The organism is Streptomyces sp. NBC_00076 (genome assembly GCF_045041235.1).
Taxonomy (GTDB): Bacteria; Actinomycetota; Actinomycetes; order Streptomycetales; family Streptomycetaceae; genus Streptomyces.
Genome location: NZ_CP108242.1, coordinates 4,826,090 through 4,853,079, shown reverse-complemented (window position 1 = coordinate 4,853,079; position 26,990 = coordinate 4,826,090). Strand labels below are relative to the sequence as shown.

28 protein-coding genes and 1 riboswitch are annotated in these 26,990 nt (G+C 70.2%); of the genes, 13 read left to right on the top strand and 15 right to left on the bottom strand.

What is annotated here, in order from left to right; all coding sequences use genetic code 11:
• The first annotated feature begins 61 nt into the window (after positions 1-61).
• Complete coding sequence (locus tag OHA64_RS21885) at positions 62-1,018, top strand: CBM35 domain-containing protein (RefSeq protein WP_405615578.1); 957 nt, start codon at positions 62-64, stop codon at positions 1,016-1,018.
• Here the strand turns inward: OHA64_RS21885 and OHA64_RS21880 are convergent.
• From OHA64_RS21880 to OHA64_RS21870, 3 genes are all read right to left on the bottom strand, one after another.
• Positions 1,015-1,944 carry a 1-phosphofructokinase family hexose kinase gene (locus OHA64_RS21880; RefSeq protein WP_405615576.1) on the bottom strand — a complete coding sequence of 310 codons (930 nt, stop codon included), beginning with the start codon at positions 1,942-1,944 and terminating at the stop codon, positions 1,015-1,017. The two genes, OHA64_RS21885 and OHA64_RS21880, sit on opposite strands and share 4 nt — an antisense overlap.
• 107 nt (positions 1,945-2,051) lie before the next feature.
• The gene (nagA, locus tag OHA64_RS21875; RefSeq protein WP_405624050.1) at positions 2,052-3,158 is read right to left on the bottom strand and encodes an N-acetylglucosamine-6-phosphate deacetylase; all 1,107 of its coding nucleotides are present in this window, start codon (positions 3,156-3,158) and stop codon (positions 2,052-2,054) included.
• A gap of 128 nt (positions 3,159-3,286) precedes the next feature.
• Positions 3,287-4,231 carry an ROK family protein gene (locus tag OHA64_RS21870; RefSeq protein WP_405615574.1) on the bottom strand — a complete coding sequence of 315 codons (945 nt, stop codon included), beginning with the start codon at positions 4,229-4,231 and terminating at the stop codon, positions 3,287-3,289.
• Positions 4,232-4,405: 174 nt separating this feature from the next.
• Between OHA64_RS21870 and OHA64_RS21865 the strand changes: the two genes are divergently transcribed.
• The 3 genes from OHA64_RS21865 (at position 4,406) to otsB (ending at position 6,900) form a co-directional block, all read left to right on the top strand.
• Positions 4,406-5,623 (top strand): ABC transporter substrate-binding protein, encoded by a 1,218-nt coding sequence (locus OHA64_RS21865; RefSeq protein ID WP_405624049.1) that lies wholly within the window; start codon positions 4,406-4,408, stop codon positions 5,621-5,623.
• Between the two features lie 75 nt (positions 5,624-5,698).
• Positions 5,699-5,938, top strand: a complete 240-nt coding sequence (locus tag OHA64_RS21860; RefSeq protein WP_405615572.1) for a DUF3263 domain-containing protein — start codon at positions 5,699-5,701, stop codon at positions 5,936-5,938.
• A 92-nt stretch (positions 5,939-6,030) separates the two neighbouring features.
• Complete coding sequence (gene otsB, locus OHA64_RS21855; RefSeq protein WP_405615570.1) at positions 6,031-6,900, top strand: trehalose-phosphatase; 870 nt, start codon at positions 6,031-6,033, stop codon at positions 6,898-6,900.
• Here otsB and OHA64_RS21850 read toward each other — a convergent pair.
• Positions 6,888-8,285, bottom strand: coding sequence for a trehalose-6-phosphate synthase (locus OHA64_RS21850; protein ID WP_405615568.1), 1,398 nt, complete (start codon positions 8,283-8,285; stop codon positions 6,888-6,890). The genes otsB and OHA64_RS21850 overlap by 13 nt on opposite strands.
• A gap of 120 nt (positions 8,286-8,405) precedes the next feature.
• Positions 8,406-9,350: a glucosyl-3-phosphoglycerate synthase gene (locus OHA64_RS21845; RefSeq protein WP_405615566.1), complete on the bottom strand. Its 945-nt coding sequence runs from the start codon at positions 9,348-9,350 to the stop codon at positions 8,406-8,408.
• Between the two features lie 187 nt (positions 9,351-9,537).
• Positions 9,538-9,678, top strand: a riboswitch (SAM riboswitch).
• Between the two features lie 17 nt (positions 9,679-9,695).
• Here OHA64_RS21845 and thrC point away from each other — a divergent pair.
• From thrC to OHA64_RS21815, 6 genes are all read left to right on the top strand, one after another.
• Positions 9,696-10,979: a threonine synthase gene (gene thrC / locus OHA64_RS21840; RefSeq protein WP_405615564.1), complete on the top strand. Its 1,284-nt coding sequence runs from the start codon at positions 9,696-9,698 to the stop codon at positions 10,977-10,979.
• 113 nt (positions 10,980-11,092) lie between these two features.
• Positions 11,093-11,368 (top strand): MoaD/ThiS family protein, encoded by a 276-nt coding sequence (locus tag OHA64_RS21835; protein ID WP_362448042.1) that lies wholly within the window; start codon positions 11,093-11,095, stop codon positions 11,366-11,368.
• 430 nt (positions 11,369-11,798) lie between these two features.
• On the top strand, positions 11,799-12,005 hold the full coding sequence (locus tag OHA64_RS21830; protein ID WP_007493268.1) for a cold-shock protein: 207 nt from the start codon (positions 11,799-11,801) through the stop codon (positions 12,003-12,005).
• A gap of 449 nt (positions 12,006-12,454) precedes the next feature.
• A complete protein-coding gene (groL, locus tag OHA64_RS21825) occupies positions 12,455-14,080 on the top strand; it encodes a chaperonin GroEL (RefSeq protein ID WP_405615562.1) in 1,626 nt (541 codons plus the stop codon).
• 147 nt (positions 14,081-14,227) lie between these two features.
• Positions 14,228-15,391, top strand: a complete 1,164-nt coding sequence (locus OHA64_RS21820) for an NADH:flavin oxidoreductase (RefSeq protein ID WP_405624048.1) — start codon at positions 14,228-14,230, stop codon at positions 15,389-15,391.
• Positions 15,392-15,582: 191 nt separating this feature from the next.
• Positions 15,583-17,151 (top strand): carboxylesterase/lipase family protein, encoded by a 1,569-nt coding sequence (locus OHA64_RS21815; protein ID WP_405615560.1) that lies wholly within the window; start codon positions 15,583-15,585, stop codon positions 17,149-17,151.
• 26 nt (positions 17,152-17,177) lie between these two features.
• Here the strand turns inward: OHA64_RS21815 and OHA64_RS21810 are convergent, their stop codons facing one another.
• The 6 genes from OHA64_RS21810 to OHA64_RS21785 form a co-directional block, all read right to left on the bottom strand.
• Positions 17,178-17,744 (bottom strand): hypothetical protein, encoded by a 567-nt coding sequence (locus OHA64_RS21810; RefSeq protein WP_405615558.1) that lies wholly within the window; start codon positions 17,742-17,744, stop codon positions 17,178-17,180.
• Positions 17,741-18,025, bottom strand: a complete 285-nt coding sequence (locus tag OHA64_RS21805) for a type II toxin-antitoxin system Phd/YefM family antitoxin (RefSeq protein WP_405615555.1) — start codon at positions 18,023-18,025, stop codon at positions 17,741-17,743. The genes OHA64_RS21810 and OHA64_RS21805 overlap by 4 nt, the downstream gene beginning before the upstream one ends.
• A 44-nt stretch (positions 18,026-18,069) precedes the next feature.
• Complete coding sequence (locus tag OHA64_RS21800; RefSeq protein ID WP_405615553.1) at positions 18,070-18,948, bottom strand: hypothetical protein; 879 nt, start codon at positions 18,946-18,948, stop codon at positions 18,070-18,072.
• A 236-nt stretch (positions 18,949-19,184) separates the two neighbouring features.
• Entirely contained in the window at positions 19,185-19,721 is a 537-nt protein-coding gene (locus OHA64_RS21795; RefSeq protein WP_405615550.1) for a DinB family protein, read from the bottom strand.
• Between the two features lie 86 nt (positions 19,722-19,807).
• Entirely contained in the window at positions 19,808-20,014 is a 207-nt protein-coding gene (locus OHA64_RS21790; protein ID WP_405615548.1) for a DUF397 domain-containing protein, read from the bottom strand.
• Complete coding sequence (locus OHA64_RS21785) at positions 19,998-20,837, bottom strand: Scr1 family TA system antitoxin-like transcriptional regulator (protein WP_405615546.1); 840 nt, start codon at positions 20,835-20,837, stop codon at positions 19,998-20,000. The genes OHA64_RS21790 and OHA64_RS21785 overlap by 17 nt, the downstream gene beginning before the upstream one ends.
• Positions 20,838-20,956: 119 nt before the next feature.
• Between OHA64_RS21785 and OHA64_RS21780 the strand changes: the two genes are divergently transcribed.
• Genes OHA64_RS21780 through OHA64_RS21770 form a run of 3 tightly spaced genes read left to right on the top strand, consistent with a single transcriptional unit; the run spans position 20,957 to position 22,720 of the window.
• Positions 20,957-21,349, top strand: a complete 393-nt coding sequence (locus OHA64_RS21780; RefSeq protein WP_405624047.1) for a hypothetical protein — start codon at positions 20,957-20,959, stop codon at positions 21,347-21,349.
• 9 nt (positions 21,350-21,358) lie between these two features.
• On the top strand, positions 21,359-22,042 hold the full coding sequence (locus tag OHA64_RS21775; protein WP_405615544.1) for a class I SAM-dependent methyltransferase: 684 nt from the start codon (positions 21,359-21,361) through the stop codon (positions 22,040-22,042).
• A 30-nt stretch (positions 22,043-22,072) separates the two neighbouring features.
• A complete protein-coding gene (locus OHA64_RS21770; RefSeq protein WP_405615542.1) occupies positions 22,073-22,720 on the top strand; it encodes a dihydrofolate reductase family protein in 648 nt (215 codons plus the stop codon).
• Between the two features lie 145 nt (positions 22,721-22,865).
• Here OHA64_RS21770 and OHA64_RS21765 read toward each other — a convergent pair whose 3' ends face one another.
• The 4 genes from OHA64_RS21765 to OHA64_RS21750 all read right to left on the bottom strand — a co-directional run bounded on the left by OHA64_RS21765 (position 22,866) and on the right by OHA64_RS21750 (position 26,959).
• Positions 22,866-23,996: a serine hydrolase domain-containing protein gene (locus OHA64_RS21765; RefSeq protein WP_405615540.1), complete on the bottom strand. Its 1,131-nt coding sequence runs from the start codon at positions 23,994-23,996 to the stop codon at positions 22,866-22,868.
• 73 nt (positions 23,997-24,069) lie between these two features.
• The gene (locus OHA64_RS21760) at positions 24,070-24,741 is read right to left on the bottom strand and encodes a DUF4097 family beta strand repeat-containing protein (RefSeq protein WP_405615538.1); all 672 of its coding nucleotides are present in this window, start codon (positions 24,739-24,741) and stop codon (positions 24,070-24,072) included.
• 291 nt (positions 24,742-25,032) lie between these two features.
• The gene (murQ, locus tag OHA64_RS21755; protein WP_405615536.1) at positions 25,033-25,968 is read right to left on the bottom strand and encodes an N-acetylmuramic acid 6-phosphate etherase; all 936 of its coding nucleotides are present in this window, start codon (positions 25,966-25,968) and stop codon (positions 25,033-25,035) included.
• A gap of 73 nt (positions 25,969-26,041) precedes the next feature.
• The gene (locus tag OHA64_RS21750) at positions 26,042-26,959 is read right to left on the bottom strand and encodes a MurR/RpiR family transcriptional regulator (RefSeq protein ID WP_405615534.1); all 918 of its coding nucleotides are present in this window, start codon (positions 26,957-26,959) and stop codon (positions 26,042-26,044) included.
• Positions 26,960-26,990 lie beyond the last annotated feature (31 nt).

Below are 26,990 nucleotides of genomic sequence, written 5' to 3'. Positions count from 1 at the left end.
CGGGTAGGCTCGCCCTTCTCACCGTATGAATCGCATCCGCACCTGTTGAGGAGACCAAGGGATGACGGCCGGCAACAACGGCGCGAGCACGCCCGAGGACGAGGACCCGTTCGGCTATCTGTACGCGGACGGGCAGGCCAACGGAGCCCAGCCGCCGTCCAATGGCTACGGCTACCCGAACTCCGTCAACCGGGTGCGGGCGGTGGGCCAGCGGCAGTACGGCCAGCAGGGTCAGGCCGCCGCGACCGCGCCCTACGGCCAGGTCCCGCAGCAGGGCCAGGCCTCCTACGCCCAGCCGAACAGCCACTACGCGGCCCCCGAGACCCTCCCCGGCGGCGCCGCGGCCACCCAGCAGTCGTCGTACGGCGGTGGCGGTGGCGGCGGCCGTCGCGGTCCCAACACCAAGGGCCTGCTGATCGGCGCGATCGCGGTGGTCGCGGCGGTCGTCATCGGCATCGGCGTGGCCATGATGAACGGCGGCGGCGAGGACGACAACAAGGCCGGCAACGAGGCGTCCACGACACCGACGACCTCGCAGAGCAGCCAGCCGAGCCCGTCGAACAGCAACGGCGCGGCGAGCCAGGACGACCTGCCGACGACCGACGTGAAGGCACTCAGGCTCACGCCCGGCATGACGACCGCCACGGACGTCAAGGGAGCCAAGGCCGACGGCGGCACCTACGTCACCGGGTTCAACCAGGTCGGTGCCTCGGTCACCTGGACGGCCAACAGCATCCCCAAGGACGGCAAGTACACCCTGTACGTCGGCTACAGCGTCCCCGGCAAGGACGCCAACGCCACCCTCACGGTCAACGGCACGGCCGCCAGCACGCCGGTCAAAATGGAGAACTACGCGAAGGGCCCCGAGGGCGACTACGCGAAGGGCTGGACGAAGACCTACAACTGGGTCCAGCTGAAGAAGGGCACCAACACCTTGCAGGTGTCCTGCGGGCAGGGCAACCAGTGCGACGCCCTGCTGGACCAGATGTGGCTCGTGAAGGGCTGGGTCGACTCCTAGGCCGCGCCGGCCTCCCCGGTCACCGCCACCCGCCCCACCAGCTCCTCGTACGCCCCCCGGTCGAACTCGCCCGCCACCGGTGCCAGGACCGTCGCCGCCGACAGGGCGACCGCGCGGGCCAGCCGGTCCGGCCAGGGCAGTTGTTCCACGAGTCCCGACAGCAGGCCCGCGACCGCCGAGTCGCCGGCGCCCGTGGGGTTGCCGTGGACATGGGCGGGCGGGGCGGCGCGCCAGCGGCCCTCGGGGGTCACCGCGAGCAGGCCCTTCGCGCCGAGGGAGGCGACCACACTTTGGGCGCCGCGGCGCCGCGCGTCCTGGGTGGCGCGCGACGGCTCGTGGGAGCCGGTGAGTTCGGCCAGTTCGTCGGCGTTCGGCTTCACCAGATCGGGGCGGGCGGCCACGCCTCGGCGCAGCGCCTCGCCGCTGGTGTCGAGGAGGACGGGGACACCGGCCGTTTTCGCGGTCCGTACGAGTCCCGCGTACGCCCCCACCGGCACGCCCGGCGGCAGGCTCCCGCACAGGGCCACCGCGTGCACGGACGGGACGAGGTCCTCGTACGCATCCTGGAAGGCCTGCCACTCGGCGGGGGTGACCGTCGGGCCGGGCTCGTTGAGCTGGGTGGTGTCGCCGCTCTGCTCGTCCACGACGGCGATCGTGCGCCGGGTCGGGCCGCCGACCGGGACCAGGGCGTCCACCAGCCCCGGCACCACGGTGAGCCCCTCCCGTACGGAACGTCCGGTGGCGCCGCCGACCAAACCGGTGACCGTCACCTCGTGTCCGAGGGCGGCGAGCACCCGGGCCACGTTCACGCCCTTGCCGCCCGGCCGTTCGGTCACCTCGGTGACCCGGTGGGAGGCGTGCGGGCGCAGGGAACCCACGCGATAGGTGATGTCGAGAGCGGTGTTCAGCGTGACTGTGAGAATCACTGGACCGACCTCCCCTCCCGTCTGGCTGTCCGGAGAGCGATCATCTCAAACGGACGACGGTCGTCCCAGTTTCGCAGGACGACCCTCCTCCTCAACAGCGGAATCAATCACCCCAGTTGGGGATCGACCACCCATTCTCCCCGGCGCATGACGCCCTTGAGGGCGAAGTCGGCGTCGAGCAGGACCAGGTCGGCGTCCTTGCCCGGTTCCAGGGAGCCGATGCGGTCGTCCATGCCGAGCAGCCGGGCCGGGTTGGCGGAGAGGGCCGCGACCACGGCCTCCACCGGCAGCCGGTCGACCGTCACCGCCCGCTGGAACGCGCGGTCCTGCGTGAGGGTGGAGCCCGCGATCGAGCCGCCCTCCACCAGCCGGGCCACCCCGTCGGCGACCTCGACCTCCAGGGGACCGAGCCAGTAACGGCCGTCGCCGAATCCGGCCGCGTCCATCGCGTCCGTGATGAACGCCACCCGGTCCGCGCCCGCGCGATGGAACGCCAGTTCAAGGGCGGCGGGGTGGAGATGCGTGCCGTCGTTGATCAGCTCGACGGTGACGCGCTCGTCCTCCAGCAGGGCCGCGACGGGGCCGGGGTGGCGGTGGCCGAGCGTCGGCATCGCGTTGAAGAGGTGGGTCGCCACCGTCGCGCCCGCGTCGATCGCCGCCGTCGTCTGCTCGTACGTCGCGTCCGTGTGCCCGATCGCCGCGATCACGCCGTGCTCCACGAGCAGCCGTACGGAGTCGATGCCGCCGGGCAGCTCGGTGGCGAGGGTGACCATCTTCGCCCGGCCCCGCGCCGCGTCGATCAGCTTGCGCACCTCCGCCGGGTCCGGATCCCGCAGCAGCGCCTCGGAGTGCGCGCCCTTGCGGCACGGGGAGATGAACGGCCCCTCGAAGTGGACGCCGGCGATCTCGCCCTGCTCGGCCAGCTCGGACAGCAGGCCGGCCCGCTGGGTGAGGAAGTCCATGTCACCGGTGACCGTCGAGGCGACGAGCGTGGTGGTGCCGTGCAGTCGGTGGGTGTGGATGCCCTTGAAGACCTCGTCGACCGTCCCGGAGGTGAAGGAAGCCCCGCCGCCGCCGTGGTTGTGGAGGTCGATGAAGCCGGGGACGAGCCAGTGGGTGCTTACGTCGATGACCTGGGCGTTCTCCGGGATGGTGGCGGAGATGCGGGTGCCCTCGACGACCAGCCGGCCCTCTTCGACAATTCCGGTCGGCATGACCACGTTGGCGCCGGAGAGGACCAGGGGCGCATGGCCGGTCGCGGGGTGCGGGGCGAGTGTGGCTGGTCGCGCCCCGCGGCGAGGCCGCATATCGGCGCGGTCCCGCGCCCCTGAGGGGGTGGCCGTCACGTGGGCTCCTCGGGCGTCGTAGGTGTGGTGTCGAGCAGATCCCAGGCCAGGAGGCCCGCACCGAGGCAGCCGGCGCTGTCCCCCAAGGCCGCCGGGACGATCGTCGGCAGCTTCTGGAAGGTGACCCGCTGCCGGACGGCGTCCCGCAGTGGTGTGAACAGGGTTTCCCCCGCCTCCGCCAGGCCGCCACCGATGATCAGGGTGCGCGGGTCCAGCAGGGTGAGGGCGGTGACCAGGCCGTCGGCGAGCGCGTCGACCGCGTCCCGCCAGACGCCTACGGCGTTCGGGTCGCCGGACTCGACTGCCTTCGCGCAGTCGGCCGCGTCCGCCTCTGAGTCCCCGGAGGCCGCCGCCCACGCCTCGCTGACGGCCGCCGCGGACGCGTACCGCTCCAGGCAGCCGCGCTGCCCGCACGGACAGGCCGCCCCTCCGGGCCGTACGACGATGTGGCCGATCTCGCCCGCGAAGCCGTGCGCGCCCGCCTCGACCCGGCCGCTGATGCCGATGGCGCCCGCGATGCCGGTGCCCAGCGGCACGAACAGGAAGCGGTCCGCGCCCCGGCCCGCGCCGATCCGGCCCTCCGCCAGGCCGCCGGTGCGCACGTCGTGACCGAGGGCGACCGGGCCGCCCAGCTGCTGGGCGAGCAGCTCGCGCAGCGGTATGTCCCGCCAGCCCAGGTTGGCCGAGTAGGTGGCGACGCCCCGCTCCTCGTCGACGATCCCGGGGACGGCGACACCGGCCGCGGCCGCGGGCTCACCGAGGTGCCGGACGCCGTGCGCGCGCAGTTCGGCGGCGAAGTCGAGGATCCCCTCGACGACCGCGTCCGGTCCGCGCTCGCGCCCGGTGGCGCGGCGAGCGCGGTGCAGCAGCTCGCCCGCCGGCCCGACCAAGGCGGCTTTCATCCCGGTGCCGCCCACGTCGAGGGCGATGACATGTCTCACGGGGTCTAGTGTGGCCCGAGTACCCACAAGAGGTCTAGTCCACTTACGTGGTGTAGACCTTGTTCGTTAATATGTATGACCTTTCGAAAGTTTCGATCAGTGATCTTGGGGCGGTTGGCAGTGCAGCGGCGGCGGGGTAGGACGGGAACGATCGCGGTGGTGTCCGCGCTGGGCATGACGGCGGTCCTGGGCGGCTGCGGCCTCACCGGGGACTCGGGCGAGGTGACCCTGAAGCTGGTGGCCGCCGACTACGGCGACGCCTCGGCGAACAGCTCCCAGAAATACTGGGACGAGCTCGTCAAGGAGTACGAGTCGAAGCACGAGGGCGTGAAGGTCGACGTCACCGTGTACTCCTGGAACGACATCGACAGCAAGGTCAAGAAGATGGTCGCCGCAGGTGACCCGCCCGACATGGCGCAGATCGGCTCGTACGCCGACTACGCCGCCAAGAACCTCCTCTACACGGCCGACGACCTGCTCTCCATATCCACCCAGGCCGACTTCGTCTCCCAGCTCGGCCGGGCGGGCCAGGTCAACGGGGTGCAGTACGGCCTCCCGTTCGCCGCCTCCACCCGCGTGCTCTTCTACAACAAGACCCTCTTCTCCAAGGCGGGCCTCAGCGCGCCCACCACCTGGGACGAGCTCGCCGCCGACGCCGCGGCGCTGAAGGCGCGCGGCGTGAAGTACCCGTACGCGCTGCCCCTCGGCCCCGAGGAGGCGCAGGCCGAGACCATGCAGTGGCTGCTCAGCGGCGGGGGCGGCTACACCGCGGAGAGCGGCGGCTACGACCTCGACTCCACGCAGAACGTCAACACGTTCACCTGGCTCAAGAGCGACCTCGTCGACAAGGGCCTGACCGGGCCGGTCGCCCCCGGCGAGCTCAACCGTGCCGCCGCGTTCACCGCGTTCACCAACGGGGACGTCGGCATGCTCAACGGACATCCCTCGCTGATGAAGATGGCCGAGAAGAAGGGCGTGAAGTTCGGCATGGTGCCGATGCCCGGCCAGGACGGGCCCAGCAAGGTGTCGATGGGCGTCGCCGACTGGATGACCGCGTTCCGGAAGAACGGCCACGCCGAGCAGATCGGCGACTTCCTCGACTTCGTGTACGAGGAGAAGAACGTCCTCGACTTCTCGCGGGAGTACGACCTGCTGCCGGTGACCACGTCCGCGTCCCAGGTCATGAGCGGGACGAAGCGGGACGCGGCCCTCAAGCCGTTCCTCGACGAGCTGCCCGTCTCCGAGCTGTACCCCGCCGGGCAGACCTCCTGGGCGGAGGTCAGCGCGGACATCAAGCAGCGGATCGGCCGGGCCGTCGCCCCGAACGGCAGCCCGTCGTCGGTCCTGGACCAGCTCCAGGCGACGGCGACCACCGCACAGAGCGCGGAGTAGCCGGGGCCTGCACGGTGCACGGTGGTGCCCGGAGCACGGTGGTCGCTGTCAGTGGCGGCGGCTAGCGTGCCGGGCATGGACCAGGAGCAGCAGCGGCTCGACCGCCGGGAGCGGGACATCCTCGCGCTGGAACGACGGGGCTTCAGCGGGCCCGGCGCGAAGGAGCGGGCGATACGGGAGGAGCTGGGGCTGGCGCCGGTGCGGTACTTCCAGTTGCTCAACGCACTGCTGGACGACGAGAGGGCGCTGGCGTTCGACCCGGTGACGGTGAACCGGCTGCGCCGGGTACGGGACGCACGGCGAGGTGAGCGGTGAGCGGTCGATCAGTGAACGCCCGGTCGAGACCTGATCGAAAAAGCCCGAGGTGTACCGAGAGTGCGCGCCCCGTTCGCGGATAAGGTCGATCCATGGGCAGCCACACGGACTCCACGGACCCGCACGCCACTGACCCTCTGCCGACGCCGACGACTCCCGCCGGCCGCGACGGACTCGACGCCATCCTCGCGCACCCCGCCCACGCGGTGATCGCGCTCGACTTCGACGGGACACTCGCGCCGATCGTGGCGGACCCCGAACAGGCCCGGGCGCACCCGGACGCGGTGTCCGCGCTCGCCGCGCTCGCACCGAAGGTCGCCGCCGTCGCCGTGGTCACCGGCCGCCCGGCCGGCGTCGCGGTGCGCCACGGCGGCTTCGCGGGCGTCCCGGGCCTGGAACACCTCGTCGTCCTCGGCCACTACGGCGCCGAACGCTGGGACGCCGTCACCGGCACCGTCAACGCCCCCGCCCCGCACCCCGGCGTCGCCGCCGCCCGCGCCGAACTGCCCGGCTTCCTCGACCGGATCGACGCCTGGCAGGGCACCTGGATCGAGGAGAAGGGCCGCGCGCTCGCCGTCCACACCCGCCGGGCCTCGGACCCGCAGGCCGCCTTCGAGGCCCTGCGCGCCCCCCTCACCGAGCTGGCCGCCCGGCACGGGCTGATCGTCGAACCCGGCCGGATGGTCCTCGAACTGCGCCCGCCCGGCATGGACAAGGGCGTCGCCCTCATCGAGTACGCGCGCGAGATCTCCGCCGAGTCCGTCCTCTACGGCGGCGACGACCTGGGCGACCTCCCCGCCTTCGCCGCGGTCGACAAACTCCGCTCCGACGGCACCCCCGGCCTGCTGGTGTGCAGCGGAAGCGACGAGGTGACCGAGCTGAGGGAGCGGGCGGACCTGGTGGTGGACGGACCGGCGGGTGTCGTGCGGCTGCTGAAGGCGCTGGCGGCTCAGCTGGACTGAGCGTCGAGCGCGTGCAACTGGTCCAGGAACCACTGGGCCGGGGGCAGCGCGGTGGCCGCCGCGGCGAGCCGCTTGGTGCGCTCGGCCCGTTCGCCGGGCGGCAGGGTGAGCGCTTCGTGCAGGGCCCGGGCCGTCGCCACCACGTCGTACGGGTTCACCGCGATCGCGTCGTCCCCCAGCTCCTCGAACGCCCCCGCCTCCCGCGACAGCACCAGCACGCAGCCCTCCTCGGAGAGGACCGGAATCTCCTTGGCGACGAGGTTCATGCCGTCCCGGATCGGGTTCACCAGGGCCACGTCGGCCAGCCGGTAGGCCGCCAGCGAGCGGGCGAAGTCGTCCTTGACGTGCAGCACGACGGGGGTCCAGCCCGGCGTCCCGTACTGGGAGTTGATCTCCTCGGCCAGGCGCTGCACGTCGGCGGTGTAGTCCCGGTACACCGCGAGGTCCTGCCGCGAGGGGTACGCGAACGCCACGTGCGCCACCCGTTCGCGCCACTCCGGATGGTCGTCCAGGAGCTGCCGGTAGGCCAGCAGCCCGCGCACGATGTTCTTCGACAGCTCGGTGCGGTCGACCCGGACGATTGCCTTCCGGCCCTCGCCGATCTCGGCCCGCAGTGCCGTCATCCGCTCGTCGACGTCCGCCTCGTGCGCCCGCTTCCGCAGGAAGTCCGCGTCCGCGCCGAGACCGTGCACACCGATCCGGGTGCTCCCGAGCCCCCCGGCGAACTCCTCGGCGCACGCGGTGAACGCGTCCGCCCAGCGGTGGGTCAAGAAGCCCAGCCGGTCGGCGCCCAGCATGCCCCGCAGGACCTGTTGCCCGATGTCGTCCGGCAGCATCCGGAAGTACTCCGGCGGCGCCCACGGCGTGTGCGAGAAGTGGCCGATCCGCAGGTCCGGGCGCAGTTCCCGGAGCAGGCCCGGGACCAGCGTCAGGTGGTAGTCCTGGACCACGACCGACGCGCCCTGCGCCGCCTCCTCGGCCAGCGCCTCGGCGAAGGCCCGGTTGTACGTCTCGTACGACGCCCACTGCCGCCGGAACTCCGTGTCGAAGACCGGCTCCAGCGGGGTCTGGTACAGCATGTGGTGGACGAACCACAGCACCGAGTTGGCGATGCCGTTGTACGCGTCGGCGTGCACGTCGGCCGGGATGTCCAGCATCCGCACGCCGTCCTCGCCGACCCCGCGCCGCACCGCCTCCCGGTCGCCGTCACCCAGCGCCGAGCACACCCACAGGGAACCCGCGTCCGAGCCGATCGCGGACAGCCCCGAGACCAGCCCGCCGCCGCCCCGTTTGGCGTGCAGCGAGCCGTCCTCGCGCACCTCGTACGAAACCGGGCCGCGGTTGGACGCGACGAGTACCTGAGCAGCACCGCTGGTGGAGGCCATACGCCACAACCTAGCCCGGCCCGGAAACGCTCAAACGTACGGATGACCTTCGCCACGGACCGTAGAAGCACGTACTACGGTCCGCGTCACACGGCGATGGCATACGACGGCACACCCGCGTCAGGCGACCTTCCGTGCCGTGTACTCCGCGATCTCCGCCATCGGCGGGCGCTCCTCCGTGTCGACCGAGTAGGTGCGTGGCTCGAAGCCGTCCCCGCTCCGTTCGAACTGGGTGAGGGAGGGCCGGATGAGGTGGCCGCGGGCCAGCCGGAGCTGGGCCGTGCGGTAGATCGCGGCGGACATGCGGCCCAGCGCCTGTCCGTCCTGGTGACGGTGGATGCGCACGCCGATGTCGACCTGGGCGAGGGCGTCGAGGCCCACCAGGTGCAGGGAGTCGACCAGCATGCCCAGCTCGATGCCGTACCCGACGGGGAACGGCAGCTGTTCGAGGAGGGAGCGGCGGGCCGCGTACTCACCGCCCAGCGGCTGGACGAAACCGGCCAGCTGCGGCCAGTGCATGTTCAGCAGTGGGCGGGCCATCAGTTCGGTGACCCGGCCGCCCTGACCGGCGGCGCCGCCCAGCGGACGGTCGTACATGCCCTTGACCAGGTGGACCCCGGGGTCGGTGAGCAGCGGGCCCACGATCCCGGAGACGAAGTCCGAGGAGAACTCCTTCAGGTCGGCGTCGATGAAACAGACGATGTCGCCGCCGGTGACGAGGAGCGAGCGCCACAGCACCTCGCCCTTGCCGGGGACGGTCGGTATGCGGGGCAGTATGTCGTCGCGGTGGACGACTCTCGCCCCGGCCGCGGCTGCCACCTCGGACGTGCGGTCGGTCGATCCCGAGTCCACGACGACGATCTCGTCGACGAGCGGGACCTGCTGCATGAGGTCGTGACGGATCACGGCGACGATGTCACCGACCGTCTCCTCCTCGTTCAGCGCCGGCAGCACCACGCTGACCGACTGGCCCGTGGCGCGTTTCGCTGCCAGGATCTTGTGGAGCGGGCGATCGGTCTTCGACCAGGAGCGGGTGCTCAGCCAGCGCTCGACTTCATTCAGCACAGTGCGCGGCTCCTCTGCGTTCTCTCGGCGAGCTGCTGTCCATGGCCTCGTGTGGGCCATGTGATCCATCTCGCGGTTCGGACGGCTATCTCAACTGTCCTGGCCTTCGGTTACAGTCTTGAACAACGCGGATGACCATCGCATGTCGGGGGTCGCCGCCTCGTTTCACCGATCAACAACCACATACCGCTCATCCAGAGGGGCAGAGGGATACGGCCCGATGAAGCCCCGGCAACCCTCCAGTCGGTTCTCGTCACCAGCGAGGCTCCCGACTAGGGAAGGTGCCAAATCCGTCTCACGGCGAAGTGCGTCGTGAGGAAGATGAGGAGAAAGGGCCTCGCCTCCATGGCTGTGCAGACTGATGCAAGCACCACGAACACCGTAGACCTCGGCCCCGCCGCAGCGCTGAGCTGCCGCGAGTGCGGTCACCGCGTGCCCCTCGGCCCGGTCTTCGCGTGCGAGGAGTGTTTCGGCCCGCTCGAGATCGCCTACGACTTCTCCGCCTACGACGCCGAGGAGCTCCGCAAGCGGATCGAGGCGGGCCCCGCGAACATCTGGCGTTACGCGCCGCTGCTGCCCGTCCCGGCGGACGTGGCCGACAAGCCCAACATCAACCCCGGCTGGACCAAGCTCGTCAAGGCCGACAACCTGGCCCGTGAGCTGGGCGTCGACGCCGGCAAGCTGTTCGTCAAGGACGACTCGGGCAACCCGACGCACTCCTTCAAGGACCGGGTCGTCGCCCAGGCCATCGAGGCCGCCCGCGTCTTCGGGTTCACCACCCTGTCCTGCTCCTCCACCGGCAACCTCGCCGGTGCGGTGGGCGCCGCCGCCGCCCGGGCCGGCTTCCGTTCCTGCGTGTTCATCCCGCACGACCTGGAGCAGGGCAAGGTCGTCATGGCCGCCGTCTACGGCGGAGAGCTCGTCGGCATCGAGGGCAACTACGACGACGTGAACCGTTTCTGCTCCGAGCTGATCGGCGACCCGGCCGGCGAGGGCTGGGGCTTCGTCAACGTCAACCTGCGGCCGTACTACGCCGAGGGCTCCAAGACGCTGGCGTACGAGATCTGCGAGCAGCTCGGCTGGCAGCTCCCGGACCAGCTGGTCGTGCCGATCGCCTCCGGCTCGCAGCTCACGAAGATCGACAAGGGTCTGAAGGAGCTCATCGAGCTCGGGCTCGTCGAGGACAAGCCGTACAAGATCTTCGGTGCGCAGGCCGAGGGCTGCTCGCCGGTGTCCGTCGCCTACAAGGCCGGGCACGACGTGGTCCGGCCCCAGAAGCCGAACACCATCGCCAAGTCGCTGGCGATCGGCAACCCGGCCGACGGTCCCTACGTGCTCGACATCGCCCGTCGCACCGGCGGTGCGGTGGAGGACGTGAACGACGAGCAGGTCGTCGACGCGATCAAGCTGCTGGCGCGGACCGAGGGCATCTTCGCGGAGACCGCGGGTGGCGTGACGGTGGGTGTGACGAGGAAGCTGATCGAAAACGGTCTTCTCGACCCGGCCAAGACCACGGTGGTGCTCAACACCGGCGACGGGCTCAAGACGCTGGACGCGGTGGCGGGAACGGGGCTGACCGCGACCATTCGTCCCAACCTGGAGTCGTTCCGTGAGGCCGGGCTCGTCTGAGAGGTAGTCGTCCGTCTGCGGGCCGGTGCGGCCGGTCGCGCCCGCGCGACGGCAGCCGCACATCCCACACAGCCCCGCGCCCTAGGCCAGTAACCCCGACCGGAGGTCACATCGTGAGCGTCAACGTCCGCATCCCCACCATCCTGCGCACCTACACCGGCGGCAAGGCCGAGGTCGCCGCCGAGGGGGGCACCCTCGGCGAGGTCATCGCCGACCTGGAGAAGAACCACACCGGCATCGCCGCGCGCGTTCTCGACGACCAGGGCAAGCTGCGCCGGTTCGTCAACGTGTACGTGAACGACGACGACGTCCGCTTCGAGCAGGGTCTGGAGACCGCGACCCCGGACGGCGCCGGTGTCTCCATCATTCCGGCCGTCGCCGGCGGCTGATCATTACCTTCGGTAACTTCAGTTACCGAGCGTTCATCGAATTGCCCCCTCCGTAAGAGAAGCGGAGGGGGCAATTCAATGTGGTTGAGCGCGGTACAGTTGGGGAAGGCGCCGCCGTTTTACAGGTCGGCAGCCTTGATTTCTTCCTTACGCCCGACAAGATGTAGCCAAAGTGTGCGCCTCTTTCGTGGCTTTTGTGTTCTTTGTGGGGTCCGACTTGCCCCGAATTCAGGTGAATTCTCACCACATTCCGGATCGCTCGCGTCCAGAATTCTCGTCCGATTGACCTGTTGCAGACGGCAGTTGGGCGGATACATTCGGCCGCGGTCGACGCGTTCCGGCGCACGCCCCCAATCATGTGGGGGGTGAGGTCTGACCCGGATCCATGAAGTGTGGATCTGTGCAAGGGCCAGTAATAGGGGAGTTAGGCATGGCTCAGGGCACCGTCAAGTGGTTCAACGCGGAGAAGGGGTACGGCTTCATCGCGGTCGACGGTGGTGCGGATGTTTTCGTCCACTACAGCGCCATCCAGATGGACGGGTACCGCACCCTGGAAGAGGGGCAGCGGGTCGATTTCGAGATCTCACAGGGTCAGAAGGGGCCGCAGGCGGACATGGTTCGTCTGGCGACCGGCTGAATCGCGCCGGGTAAGCAGCGACGTTCTTCTGTTCTTCTTCGAAGGGCTCGCACCTCTCACGGGGTGCGAGCCCTTCGGTGTGTCCGGGTGCGGGCCGGCCGGTGTGTCGGGGTGCTCGCCCGGAGCGTGTCCGGGGCGCGGCGGGCCGCCCTCGGGGCGCGGCCGTCGGACGCTGTTCACCTGCGGATCCTTCCGAGGCGCTTGCGCCCGCCCGTCGCCCGACCACCACCCCTCAACGAGCACTCGCTTCGCGAGTGCGCCTTGCACTCTCGGGGGGCGAGTGCTAATCATTGGCGTTAGCACTCTGAAGGTGAGAGTGACAAGAAGGACCGAGTCGGTGAGGCCCGCAGGCCAGGTGGGGCAAGGAACCACGAGGCATGCGAGCCGTCCGTCGCGGGCGCGGGCGCGGTCCGAAGGAATCACCCCCAGTCCTGGAGGGACCACTTCACATGGCCAAGATCATCGCGTTCGACGAGGAGGCACGGCGCGGCCTCGAGCGCGGCATGAACCAGCTCGCGGACGCCGTCAAGGTGACGCTCGGCCCCAAGGGTCGCAACGTCGTCCTCGAGAAGAAGTGGGGCGCCCCCACGATCACCAACGATGGTGTCTCCATCGCCAAGGAGATCGAGCTCGAGGACCCTTACGAGAAGATCGGCGCCGAGCTGGTCAAGGAAGTCGCCAAGAAGACGGACGACGTCGCCGGTGACGGTACGACCACGGCGACCGTTCTCGCCCAGGCCCTGGTCAAGGAAGGCCTGCGCAACGTAGCCGCCGGCGCCAACCCGATGGCCCTCAAGCGCGGTATCGAGAAGGCCGTCGAGGCCGTCTCCGGTGCCCTCCTCGAGCAGGCCAAGGATGTCGAGACCAAGGAGCAGATCGCCTCCACGGCCTCCATCTCCGCCGCCGACACCCAGATCGGCGAGCTCATCGCCGAGGCCATGGACAAGGTCGGCAAGGAAGGCGTCATCACCGTCGAGGAGTCCCAGACCTTCGGTCTGGAGCTCGAGCTCACCGAGGGTATGCGCTTCGACAAGGGCTACATCTCGGCGTACTTCGCCACCGACATGGAGCGTATGGAGGCGTCGCTCGACGACCCGTACATCCTGATCGCCAACTCCAAGATCGGCTCGGTCAAGGACCTGCTGCCGCTCCTGGAGAAGGTCATGCAGTCGGGCAAGCCGCTGCTGATCATCGCCGAGGACGTCGAGGGCGAGGCCCTGTCGACCCTGGTCGTCAACAAGATCCGTGGCACCTTCAAGTCCGTCGCCGTCAAGGCCCCGGGCTTCGGTGACCGCCGCAAGGCGATGCTGAACGACATCGCCATCCTCACCGGCGGCGAGGTCATCTCCGAGGAGGTCGGTCTCAAGCTCGAGAACACCTCCATCGACCTCCTGGGCAAGGCCCGCAAGGTCGTCATCACCAAGGACGAGACCACCATCGTCGACGGTGCCGGCTCCTCCGACCAGGTCCAGGGCCGGGTCAACCAGATCCGCGCCGAGATCGAGAACAGCGACTCGGACTACGACCGCGAGAAGCTGCAGGAGCGCCTGGCGAAGCTCGCCGGCGGTGTCGCGGTCATCAAGGCCGGTGCCGCCACCGAGGTGGAGCTCAAGGAGCGCAAGCACCGCATCGAGGACGCCGTTCGCAACGCGAAGGCGGCCGTCGAGGAGGGCATCGTCGCCGGTGGTGGCGTGGCCCTGCTGCAGGCCTCCTCGGTCTTCGAGAAGCTGGACCTGGAGGGTGACGAGCTGACCGGCGCCAACGCCGTGAAGCTGGCCCTGGAGGCCCCGCTCAAGCAGATCGCCGTCAACGGTGGTCTCGAGGGTGGCGTCATCGTCGAGAAGGTGCGCAACCTGCCCGTCGGTCACGGCCTGAACGCCGCGACCGGTGAGTACGTCGACATGATCAAGGAAGGCATCATCGACCCGGCGAAGGTGACCCGCTCTGCGCTGCAGAACGCCGCCTCCATCGCCGCGCTCTTCCTGACCACCGAGGCCGTCATCGCCGACAAGCCGGAGAAGGCGGGCGCTGCCCCGGCCGGCGGCGGCATGCCGGGCGGTGACATGGACTTCTGATCGACCTGAGGGTTGATCAACCGTCCTTGACCGAGGGCGGCACTTCCTGGAGACAGGGAGTGCCGCCCTCGGGCGTGTCCGGGGTCACAACATCGGCGGAATGCCAGCGTGGACATGGCGGTTGACGCCTACGCACTGTCCATGCGCATGCACATACCCACCGGTCCAACCCCGAGGAGCCCCCACGTGACCGTCGCCGCCTCCGCCTCCCGTGCGGCCGAAGTCCTGTCCCGGCCCGTCGACCTGGGCGGTCTGACCGTCCCGAACCGCATCGCCATGGCGCCGATGACCCGCGCGTTCTCCCCGGGCGGGATCCCGGGCGCGGACGTGGCGTCGTACTACGCGCGCCGCGCCGCCGCGGGTGTCGGCCTGATCGTCACCGAGGGCACGTACGTCGACCACGCGTCGGCCGGGCAGAGCGACACCATCCCGCGCTTCCACGGCGAGGAGCAGCTCGCGGGCTGGGCGAAGGTCGCCGAGGAGGTGCACGCGGCGGGCGGCACGATCGTCCCGCAGCTGTGGCACATCGGCATGGTGCGCGAGCAGGGCCAGCCGCCCTACGCGGACGCCCCCGCCGTCGGCCCCTCCGGACTGCGCATCGGCGCCGACGAGGCCACCGGCAAGGCGATGACCCAGCGGGACCTCGACGACGTCATCGGCGCGTTCGCCGAGGCCGCGGCCGCCGCCGAGCGGATCGGTTTCGACGGTGTGGAGCTGCACGGCGCCCACGGCTACCTGATCGACCAGTTCCTGTGGGCGGGCACCAACCGCCGTACGGACGCCTACGGCGGTGACCCGGTGGCCCGGGCGAAGTTCGCCGAGGAGATCGTGGCGGCGGTCCGCGAGAGCGTCTCGCCCGAGTTCCCGATCCTCTTCCGCTACTCCCAGTGGAAGCAGGAGGCGTACCGCGCCCGCCTCGCCGAGACCCCCGAGGAGCTGGAGGCCATCCTCGCCCCGCTCGCCGCGGCCGGCGTCGACGCCTTCCACGCCTCCACCCGCCGCTACTGGCTCCCCGAGTTCGACGGCGCCGACCTCAACCTGGCCGGCTGGACCAAGAAGCTCACCGGCAAGCCCGTCATCACCGTCGGCTCGGTCGGCCTCGACGGCGACTTCATCAAGGGCTTCCAGGGCGAGGGTGCTCCGCTCCGGGGCATCGACGACCTGCTCGACCGCCTGGAGGCAGAGGAGTTCGACCTGATCGCCGTGGGCCGCGCCCTGCTCCAGGACCCGGAGTGGGCCGCGAAGGTCCTCGCCGGCCGCGTCGACGAGCTGAAGCCGTACGACGCGGCGGCGCTGGCGACTCTCAGCTGAGTCCCCGCTCCCGCCCCGCCTATGTCTCAGACAGGGCCCGGCCCCCGCCTCCGGCGGGGGCCGGGCCCTGTCTGTGGGTGGTCGCGGATCACGCGGGATGAGTACGCCACGAGGACATGGGTGACAAAGTCGTGGGTGACAGCAATGATTCAGGCGACCAACCATCGACCTGACGGCGAGGAGCGCCCACCGTGACGACTACCGAGGCCCGAAACCCAGAGGTCCGCACCGTGGCGGGCGCGGTGCGCGGGCGCGCGGAGGGCGGGCTGGCCGTCTTTCGCGGCATCCCGTTCGCCGCCCCACCGGTCGGCGGGGCACGGTTCCAGGCGCCCCGCCCGCCCGAGGCGTGGGACGGCGTCCGGGACGCGTACGCCTTCGGCCCGCCGCCCCCGCAGGACGCGGCAGGACTGGGCGAGGGCGTCCCACCGGAGGCCCCGCTGGGTGACGACTGGCTGACGGTCAACGTCTGGACGCCCGATCCGGATCCGGCCGCCCGCCGCCCGGTCATGGTGTGGATCTACGGCGGCGCCTACAAGCTCGGCCACACGGGCAGCCCCGGCTACGACGCCCACCGCATCGCGCGGGACGGCGACGTCGTGGTCGTCACCCTGAACTACCGCGTCGGCATCGAGGGCTTCACCCTCATCGAGGGGGCGCCCGCCAACCGCGGTCTGCTCGACCAGGTCGCCGCGCTGGAGTGGGTACGGGACAACATCACGGCGTTCGGCGGCGACCCCGGCCAGGTGACCGTCTTCGGCGAGTCGGCAGGCGCCGGATCGTTGGCGGCCCTGCTCGCCGTGGAGAGCGCGTCCGGACTGTTCCGGCGGGGCATCGCCCAGAGCGTGCCGGGCACGTACTTCTCCGAGCCGCTGGCCCGTGACATCGCGACGGCGATCGCCGCGGAGGCGGGCCTGCGTCCGACGGTCGCCGACCTGTCCACGATCGCCCCGCACCGGCTGACCTCGGCGGGCGCGGCACTGGGCGCGAAGATGCTCCAGTACGTGGACAGGTGGGGCCAGGCCGCCCCCACCGTGACCCCGTTCTCCCCGGTGGTCGACGGTGAGGTCCTGCCGGTCACGCCCTGGGAGGCGCTGAAGGCCGGGGCGGCCCGGGACGTGGAACTGGTGGTCGGCCACAACCGGGACGAGTTCCGGCTGTTCCTGGCGATGGGCAGGCAACTGGGGAAGATCACGGAGGATCAGGCGCGGGGGGCGCTGCGGATGTTCGCGCCGGGCGCGGCGGGTGTGCCGGGCGCCGCGGGAGAGTCGGGCGCGGCGGGTCAGTCGGGCGAGGACAGGTACCGTGCCGCGTTCCCCGACGCCTCGCCGGGCGAACTCTACGAACGCGTCCACACCGACTGGCTGTTCGCCATGCCGAGTCTCCATCTGGCCGAGGCACAGGTCGCGGGCGGCGGCCGGGCGCACGTCTACGAACTGACCTGGTCGGCGCCGGCCATCTCAGGCGCCATGGGTGCCTGTCACGGCCTCGATGTCCCGTTGCTCTTCGGCACGTTCAACGCCGATCTCGGCCTGCTGCTGTTCGCCGGGGAGGTCACGGCGGAGGCGGAGGCGCTGTCGGCCCGTTTCCGGCAGTCCTGGACGGCGTTCGCGAAGACCGGCGACCCGGGCTGGCCGGCGTACGACACCGAGGCGCGGCTGGTGCAGGTGCTGGACGCGCAGCCGCAGGTCAGGGCGTACCCGGAGGAGTCGAGGCGGTTGTGGGAGGGTCACGAGTTCGCGGCGCTGCCGTTGTTGGGCTGACCGGCTGCCCTGCCGGGTCGAGGTCTCTAGAGGTTGCCGAGCGGCTCGATGTCGACGCGTACCGGGGTGCCCCAGACCCGCAGGACCTCGTAGTCGGTGAACTCGTGCACCAGCCGGTAGGCCATGGCCGCGCGGGGCCCGCGTCGCTGGGCGTTGATGTACAGCTCGGCCTCGTGCCGGTCCCGGCGCGGGGTGCCGCACAGCTGCCACACCTGTCCGTTCCACAGCTCCGGCAGCCACCGCTGCTGGGGCTGCGGCCGGTCCTCCCGTACGCCGTACCGGGAGGGCGTGGGGTCGGGGGCGTGCGCGGGTGCGGGCCCGTTGATCTCGGAACGCCGAGCAGCCCGTCGCCGGGTCTCGCACAGCAGACACAGGTCGGGGGCGTTCTCGTCCACCGGCCCGTTGGGGTGCTCCAGACACCGGGTGGAGGGCGCGGCGCCGCTCACGCTGTCGTCCAGCAGGTCCAGGGCACGCTTGATGTCGGCCTTGACCTCGTGGAGCTTGGTGTCGGGGGTGTCGCCGGTCAGGGCGTCACCGTGTTCTCCGAGGACCCGGAGGGCGCGGCCTAGGGCGGTGAGCTGGGCGTGGTTCATGGGGTGTGGCTCCGGGCTTCCTGTCGGTCCTCTGCCTCCAGTTGAGCCATGAACTCGTAGTGGGTCAAGGCAGGGCCGGTCGCAGCCGCCTCACGGGCCCGGGCTTCGGCGATGTCGGCCTCGTCGCACAGCCGCTGCAGCTCTTCCAGCTCGCTTATCGGGATGAGCGCGGCGGCGGGCCTGCCGTACTCCGTGATCAGGATGTGCTCCTGGCCGTGCCGGACCCGGCCGACCAGTTGGCCGAGCTGGTTACGGGCTTCCACGAGTGGATGCGTGTCCATACCAAGACTGTACGCACCGGCATGTCGGTGGATGGTCGGTGCGGTCATGCGCGTGGCCTTTCTGATCGTGGCGCCATCGCCGCGCGGACCTCGGCGGCGTGGGCGTGGACTGTTGGGCGGGGCGTGGACCCGGTGTGCCGGGCGGGCACGGGCTCGCCCCGGCACGCACCGCAGACGCCGCCAGGCAGGGCCTCCGGTCGGCCCGGGATGCCGCACTTGGCGCACTCCAGGATGCGGAGGGGTGGGCGTGGCGGCTGTGCGGGCTCCGGTGGGAGCTTGGTGGTCAGGCGGTTGTGAATGAGGGCGGCCGGGTGGTGGACCGGGGTGGGCAGGCCGGAGGTCAGGGTGTGCACGACGGCTTCGTCCGTGACACCCCGCGCGAACCACTCCGTCAGCAGCGGGGCGAGGTTCGCGCAGTCGGCCGCGGAGAGGGAGAGCGCGGGGTTCGTACGGCCGAGGGCGGCCAGGAGGATGTGGGCGCGGGAGCGGGTCCGGCGGGGTGAGTCCGGCGGCTGCTCCTTCGGTACGTCACCCCGCACGAAGCCCGCCCACCAGTCGTCGTCACGTGCGGTACGGGAAAACCACGTTCGGGTGATCCAACGGGAGCCGCCGTCGGACGCCGCCAGGTGTTCCCGTCCTCGACGCAAGTGTCCTGCCTCTTGCAGGCGGTTGAGGGCCGTGCGGAGTGCGCACTGTCCGTACGGGAGGTGCTTGGCCAGCGTCTTTACGGCCATGTCGGCGCCGTCGGGGAGGCGGTCGATGTACGCGGCGATGGCGGCTTCGCGGGGCGGGAGGTGGGCGAAGTCGTGTGCGGTGCGGGGGCGTTGGTCGGGGGCGGAGCGTTTGCCGTAACCCGGATTGGCGAAGGGGTGGGAGAGGGCGTGCGCGGGCAGGAAGGCAGCACTAAGCTTGGCGTCAGCCATGGGATCGAACTTTTCCTTCGATCTCGTAGGTCAAGCCCCCGCAGGTGTTCCAGCACCTGACGGGGGCTGTTCTGTCTCGTTATCCGGGCACGCTAGACGATCGTGACTCTGCGTCGCAAGCTGAACGCGTCAAGTCAACACGCGGGGTGGGTGGGTGGGTTGGGGCCCTCCACCCATTCCTTGAAAAGAGGGCTCGGAGCTGGAGACTTGAGCTTCGGGCCGGGCCGGTCGGTGGGTCAGCTCATGCTCTTGGCGCCGTCCAGGGACTCCCGGATGATGTCGGCGTGACCGGCGTGCTGAGCGGTCTCGGCGATGACGTGCAGCAGCACCCTGCGGGCCGACCACTGGGCCTCCGACTCGAACCACGGGGCCTTGGGCAGCGGATGGGCGGCGTCCAGGCTGGGCAGGGCGGCGACCAGCTCGTCCGTCCGGTTGGCCGTCTCCGCGTAGTCGGCCAGTACGCCGGCCAGGGTCTCGCCGGGCAGCATCCGGAACTCGTCGGCCCGCCGGGCCCAGTCGGCCTCGGTCATGGCGGTGAAGTCGCCCATCGCCGACGGGCCGTTCTGGATGAAGGCCACCCAGTTGCGTTCCACTGAGGTGACGTGCTTGATCAGGCCGCCGAGGCACAGTTCGCTGTCGGTGGTCCGCTGCCCGGCCTGCTCGTCGGTGAGATCGCGGGTGGTGAAGCGCAGGAAGTGCCGCTGCTTGGCCAGCGCCTCCAGCAGGTCGGTGCGCTCGGTGGTGGTCAGGGTGGCGTTCGTGGTGCTGGTCATGGTGTGGGCCCTCCGTGGATTGCCGTTCCGTCGGTAGGGCCACACGCTAGGAGTCATATAGGCCAGATCCTGTCCTCTTGGTCGCGTCAGACGCGCTTGAGGTTCTCGACGAACGCGGACCATGCCTCCGGCCGGAACGCGAGCTTCGGGCCGGAGGGGTTCTTGGAGTCGCGGACGGGAACGAGGGCGGGGTGACCGTCGGCGACTTCGAGGCACTCGTTGCCGCCGCCGCCGCTGTACGTCGACTTGCGCCAGGTGGCCGTGCTCAGGTCGTAGTCAGGGATGTTCCTCATGGGCGTAATCCTGCGCCAATGCCTCGATGAGGGCCAAGGACTTCTCTGGGGAGAGCGCTGAAGCCGTGAGGAGGTCGAAGGTGAACCTCAGTTGGGCGACTGTGGCCGGGTCGTCCTCCAGCCGTCCGGTGCTGGGCCCTTCGAGGTAGACCAGCGGAGGTGCTTCCTCGAAGTCCATCAGCCTCATCGAGCCCTCCATCCCTTTATGCGCCCCCGCGCTGAACGGCAGGACCTGCACGATGATCCGGCTCCGGCGGGCCAGGCCCGCGACGTGGCGCAGCGCCTCCGCCATCACCGCCCGGCCACCCGTCTCCCGACGCAACACCGCCTCGTCAAGCACCAGCCACAACAACGGCTTTGTTGGGTGGTCCAGTAGACGGGTCCGCACCATTCGGCCTTCGACCCACTCGTCGATGGTTTCCTCCGGCGCCGTCGGATCGTAGGCGCGGTTCACAGCCCGTGCGTACGCGGGCGTCTGGACCAGGCCGGGGATCAGCATCGGCGCGTACTGGCGGATAGCCGTGGCAATCGTTTCCGCCTCCGCCGCCTCGGCGAAGTGCTCGGGGTAGCGGGATTTGTTCGCTGCCCCGCAGTTCCGCAGGAAGAAGTCACCCGTATCCAGCGCCTCGTCCAACAGTCGCGCGTACTCCGACTGCATCCGTCGTGTCGCCGCCTCCAGTTGGCCGATGAACGACCCGCTCACGAACAAGCTTGCCCCCAGGTCCTCCTGGCTCAGTCCGGCCTTCTCCCTGGCGTGACGTAACTCTGCCCCGAGAAGTGCGCGAGGCGAAGAAGACGGGTCGAGGTCCTTCGGTCCGGCCATGGCAACTCCCTGTCCGACAGATGAGGTTGTTGGGTCGTCCGGTCTGGCCAGGTTAGAGGCGTACCGGACACGCTGCGTGGTGAACCGTCAACTCACCGTGGAGGTAGAGAGAGATGGCCGTGCGGCCGACCGAAGAAGTCGTGGAAACCCTGCGGGACGCCCTCGTGGGCGTCGGGATCGTGCTGCCGTCGCTGTGCGTCGATCCCGTGACCGGTGCGAGTGACGAGCCGTTCGCCCTGGTGGAGCTGGGGCGGTGCAACGTCCGTACCGCCGAGCGGCTGGCCTCCGTGTTGCGTGGGGAGCGGCCGGCGATCGGTACGCATGTCGTGGACGTACGGGACGGACGGCTCGGGGAGGTCATGGGGCATGTGGGGGGCAGGGTGCAGTTGCGGCCCGTCGCCGGGGGCCGGGAGTGGGACTGTCCGCCGGAGTCCACCGGGCCCGCGCCGCAGGCCGACGTGCTGCGGGCCAGGGTGCGCAAGGTCAACAACGAGGGCCGCATGCCCTGTTGAAATGAACCCATGCCTCTCCTGGACGCCCTCGCCCGCTTCAACAACGCCCACCCCTGGAGCCACAACGCTCACTATCACCCGTGGATCATGCGCCAGCTGCCCCGTGGCTTCGACCGTGCCCTCGACGTCGGTTGCGGTGCCGGCGACCTGGCCCGGCTGCTGGTCACGCGGGCGACCCACGTGCACGGCATCGACAGCGACGCGCGGATCATCGGCGAGGCGAGGGAGTCGACCGGTCCCGATCTCCCCGTCACCTTCTCCGTCGCGGACGGGCTGTCGTACGACGAAGGCGCCCCCTACGACGTCGTAACCTGCGTCGCCGTACTCCACCACCTCCCCCTGGCCGACGCCCTTGCCCACTTCCGGAAGCAACTGGCCCCCGGTGGAACCCTGGTGGTCGTCGGCTGTGCCCAGGAGGACACCCGTGCCCAGCAGTTGCTCGGCCTCGCCTCCGTCCCGCTCAACCTGATCTTCGGGTGGGTCAAGAACCGGGGACGAAAGGCACCCCGTCCCGTCGCGATGACCGCCGTGACCCGCCACCCGGACGTCTCGTACACCGAGCTCGCCCGCGAGGTCCGCCGCCTCCTCCCCGGCGCCCGGCTGAGGCGGCGGCTCTTCTGGCGCTACACGGTCGTCTGGAAAAAGGTGCGCGGGGATGTCGATCCAGGCAGGCTCGGAACGACGCAGGGGTGAGAGCACGACACCACACGAGAGGCGAAGGCCATGCCCAAGGTCCGGGTACACAACGTGACGATCTCCCTCGACGGCTTCATGGCCGGTCCGAACCAGCGGCTGGACGCCCCGTTCGGCGACGGCGTCGGCTGGGGCGACGACCTGCACAGCTGGTTCATGTCCGCGTCGCAGGACGCGGCCGCGGGGAAGTCCGGGATCGATGTCGACCACTTCGTCCGCGGTGATCAGAACATCGGCGCCACGATCATGGGGCGGAACATGTTCGGGCCGCAGCGCGGGCCGTGGGAGGACGAGTCCTGGCAGGGCTGGTGGGGTGACAATCCGCCCTACCACCACGACGTCTTCGTCCACACCCACCATCTGCGCCCGGCACTCGAGATGGCCGGCGGAACCACCTTCCACTTCACCGACGAGCCGCCGGAGGCGGTCCTGCGGCGCGCGTTCGACGCCGCGGACGGCAAGGACGTCCGGATCGGCGGCGGGGCGGCGGTCATTCGGCAGTATCTGCGCGCCGGGCTGATCGACGAACTCCACCTGGTGATCGCGCCACTCCTCGTCGGACGTGGGGAGCGGCTGCTTGACGACCTGGGCGACGGAATCGACGGCTACCGGGTGTCCGAGCTGGTCAGCTCCGCGAACGTCACCCACGCGATCCTCGTCCGCAGCGGAGCCTCCTAGCGGGCCGCAGCCGCCAGCGCCGCGCGCAGATGGCCGTCGGAGTCGGCCAGGAGGCGGGCGGCCGTCGGGCCGTCGACGCCGGCGGGCATCGGCCAGGGTGAGCGAGCTGGCCTGACCCGTGCGGGTCCACGCCGCTCCACCCTGTCTACTGAGCCGGCTCGGCCGCGTCAGCCGACCCGGCCTGCCCGCCGCCGAACACCTCCTTGACGAGTCTCTGCGTCGCCGTCTGGAACGCCCCTGCCAGGGACAGTGCGGCGTCGTCCACATAGTTCAGCGCGGCGGTCAGGGTCTTGCTGCCGTCGGGCGTGCTGTACATCAGCGCCCCGTGGCCCGCCATGCCGCCGTTGTGGGTGATGACGGTGCCGCCGTTTCCGTCCGCGTCCTGCACGAACACCCCCAGCCCGTAGCCGACCTTGGGATGCGGCTTGCACATCTCGGCGAGCAGCGGGGCCGGCAGGAGCTTGCCGCCCATCAGTGCGGAGATGAACGTGTGAAGGTCCTGGGTGGTCGAGATCATGTCTCCGCCGCTGGAGATCCAGGAGGGATTCTGGCGGGTGACGTCGACCGTCTTCTCCCGGCCCGCGTCCTCGTACCGGTAGTAGGCGTGGGCGTGCGGCTCGGGGATCTCCGGGCTGGTGTCCAGCACCACGGTGTCCGACAGTCCGAGCGGTCCCAGGATCAGCCGCTGCATCTCCTCGGCGAGCGAGCGGCCGGTGACCTTCCCGATCAGCAGCCTGGCCAGTACGTAGTTGGTGTTGGAGTAGCTCCAGTCCGTCCCCGGCTCGAACCGCGCCGGCTTGGACAACGCCAGCCGTACCAGCTCCTCCGGTCGGTAGGACTTCAACCGGTTGCCCACCCATTCCTGGCCCGCGGTCGTGGCGGGGATCCCCGCCACGAACGTCCCGTCGTCGTAGTACTCGCCGGTGAAGTTGAACACCCCGCTGGTGTGCTGCAGCAGCATCCGCACCGTGATCTTCGGGTCCAGCCCGAACCCGGGCAGGTGGTCGGCCACCGGGTCGTCCAGCCCGATCGTGTCCTCGGCCACCAGTCGCAGCACCGCGGTCGCGGTGAAGGTCTTGGTGTTACTGCCTATCCGGACGTGCCCGTTCGTCGGCGGCTTCGCGGTCTCGCCCAGCTTGCGCACCCCGGCGCTGCCGACCCACTCGCCCCGCTCGTCGTGCACGCGCATCGTCACCCCGGTGAAACCGGAATCGACCATTTCCTCGATGGCCTTCTGCAGCTCCGGGCGGTCCTGGTCGGTAAGGGTGATGGACATGGTGGTGTGCTCCTTCAGAACTGTTATGAAATTCAACTGAACGGACGGGATCGTCGGGCCTGAGGGGGTGCCCCTACAGGCTGCGGGCGGTGATGTCGCCGTAGGCGGTGGTCGCGTCGATGGTCAGGACGGCGTCGGCGCCGTCCGTGTTCTTGAGCGCGTTGTGGATCCGGCCGTAGGAGGTGCCGGCGTCCAGGGAGGCGGAGACTCCTCGGGCGGCGCCGACCGAGATCTCGCCGGACTCGGTGCGCAGCGTGACCGTGCCGCGCACGGCCTCGGTGATACGGAGGTCGCCCTTTTGGGTGCTGATCTGTGCGGGGCCGCCCAGGCGGCCGACCGAGACGTCGCCGGACTGGAGGGTGAGGTGGGCGCTTGCGGCCTCGTCGAGCTTGACCGCGCCCTGCGCGCCCTCCAAGGAGACGTCGCCGAGCCGTCCGACGCCCCGGAAATCGGCGAGGGCCGCCGTCGCCTCGATGCGGGAGCCGGTGGGCAGCTGGACGGTCACCTCGATGGATCCGGAAGGGCCGAGGAATTGGTTCTTCGCCTGCGGGGCCGTGATTCGCAGGACGCCGTCGCCGTATGCGACCTCGGTCTGCTCCGACGCCTTCACGTCGCGGCTCTTGGAGGCGTTCGCGGGGAGGACCTCGACTGTGGTGTCGGCCCGGTCGGCCGCGATGAACTGGATGCGGCCGGCGGGGATGTCGAGGACGGCGGTCACCGGGGCGGGGGTGTCGAACTTCTGCATCGTGTTTTCCTTCGGCTCGTTGTTTCCGATGATGGAAAAGCTACGTTGCATTTCTAGATATGGCAATCGATTCGTTGCGCGTGATCACCATCAGTGCAGGTGAGAGTGATGAATTCGTTGCAATGTTCAAGAGTTAACGCAATAGCACTACCTCTGTTCGTTGCAATGAACTGAGGGTGAACGCTCTTCTGGAGACACCACAGGAACGCCCTCGGGCAGCACTGTCTGAGTCACCTTCAGATCGCGGCCACCGCAGCCGCAGCCCGTTCAGGCGCGCGGGCCGGCGCCAGTTCAGCGGGCCGCAGCCGCCAGCGCCGCGCGCAGATGGCCGTCGGAGTCGGCCAGGAGACGGGCGGCCGTCGGGCCGTCGACGTCGGCGAGGATCGTCAGGATGGCGGGCTTCACCTCGCCGTCGGTGGCGGCGAGGGCCCGCTCGACCTCGGCGTCCTCCGCACCCGTGGCGAGCGCGACGATACGGCGGGAGCGGGCGCGGAGCTTGTCGTTGGAGGCGCGGACGTCGACCATCAGGTTCCCGTACGTCTTGCCGAGCCGGATCATCGTGATCGTCGACAGCATGTTGAGGACCAGCTTCTGTGCCGTGCCGGCCTTCAGGCGGGTGGAGCCGGTGAGCAGCTCGGGGCCGACGACGATCTCGATGCCGTGCTCGGCCGCCGCGGCGAGTGGGCTGTCCGCGTTGCAGGACAGCCCGACCGTCAACGCGCCCTGCGCGCGGGCGTGTTCCACCGCCGAGACGGCGTACGGGGTACGGCCGGACGCGGAGATGCCGACCACCGTGTCGTCCCGCGTCAGCGCGAGCGCGTCCAGGTCGGTCCGGGCCAGCTCCGCCGAGTCCTCGGCGCCCTCGATGGAGGTGACCAGGGCTTTCGGGCCGCCCGCGATCAGTCCGACGACCTGGGAGGGGTCGGTGTTGAAGGTGGGCGGGCACTCGGAGGCGTCCAGGACGCCCAGCCGTCCGGCGGTACCGGCGCCCGCGTAGAGCAGCCGTCCGCCGCGCGCCATCCGTTCGGCGACGGCGTCGATCGCGGCGGCGATCTCCGGCAGCCGCTCCGCGACCGCGGTCGGCACGGAGGTGTCCTCGCCGTTCATGAGGCGGGCGAGTTCGAGGGTGGGCAGCCGGTCGATGTCGGCGAGCTCGGGACGGAAGGCCTCGGTGGTGAGGGATCCCAACTGGGCCTGGAGATCACGGGAGTCGGAGGGCGAGGTCATGGTGAAAGGTGGCTCTTTCTACATGCGCCGGGGTGATGTCTTGTCCACGGGACGGCAGGGGTGGCAGGGGTGGCTACCGGCGATGCCGGTGGGCGAGCGCCTCGTACGAGGCCGACAGGGCCGGTGCCGCCTTCTCGTAGGTCCGCTGTGCCACCCCGACGAACAAACAGTCCACCACCAGCAGCTGACTCGTCCGCGAGGACATGGCGGCCGGGCGAAGTTCACTCTCCCGGGCCGTGGAGGTGGTCAGCACATGATCGGCGTACTGGGCCACCGGCCCGTCCGGCCGTCCGGTGATCGCCACCGTCGTCGCCCCGTGCTCGAAGGCGGCCCGCAGCGGTTCGATGACGTCGCCGGTCGAGCCCGAGTGGGTGATCGCGATGGCGACATCCCCCGCGCGCAGTTGCACCGCGTTGGTCACCGCCAGGTGGGGATCGCTGTGCGCGTGGGCGATCAGCCCTATCCGCAGCAGCTTCTGGGTGAGGTCCTGGGCGACCAGCCCGCTGGCCCCGACGCCGTAGACGTCGGTCCGGCGCGCGCCGGCCAGCGCCGTCACGGCCGCCCCGAGCTGCACGGTGTCCAGGCCCGCCGCCGTGTCCGCGAGGGTCTGCTGCTCGTCGTAGGCGAGTTTCGCGACGACGTCGCCGATCGGGTCGTCGGCCGCGATGTCCGTCGTGATCGCGGGCGCCCGGCCGGACTGCTGCTGGGCGGCGAGACCGGCCAGCGCGAGGCGCAGGTCGCGGTAGCCGGGGTAGCCCAGCAGCCGGGCCGTGCGGACGACGGTCGCCTCGCTGGTGCCGGTGAGTTCGGCGAGGCCGGTGACGGTCAGGGCCGCGCAGCCGGCCGGGTCGCCCGCGACGGCCTCGGCGACCCGTTGCATGGAACGGGTCATGGACGGAGCCAGCGTGCGCACCTTGGCGGCGAGGGCGGCGGGCGCGGGCGGAGGGCCTGAGCCGCCCCGGCTGAAAACTTCCTTCACTTCGCGCGTCACGAGTGAAAGATATTTTCGGCTCGGTGTCTCG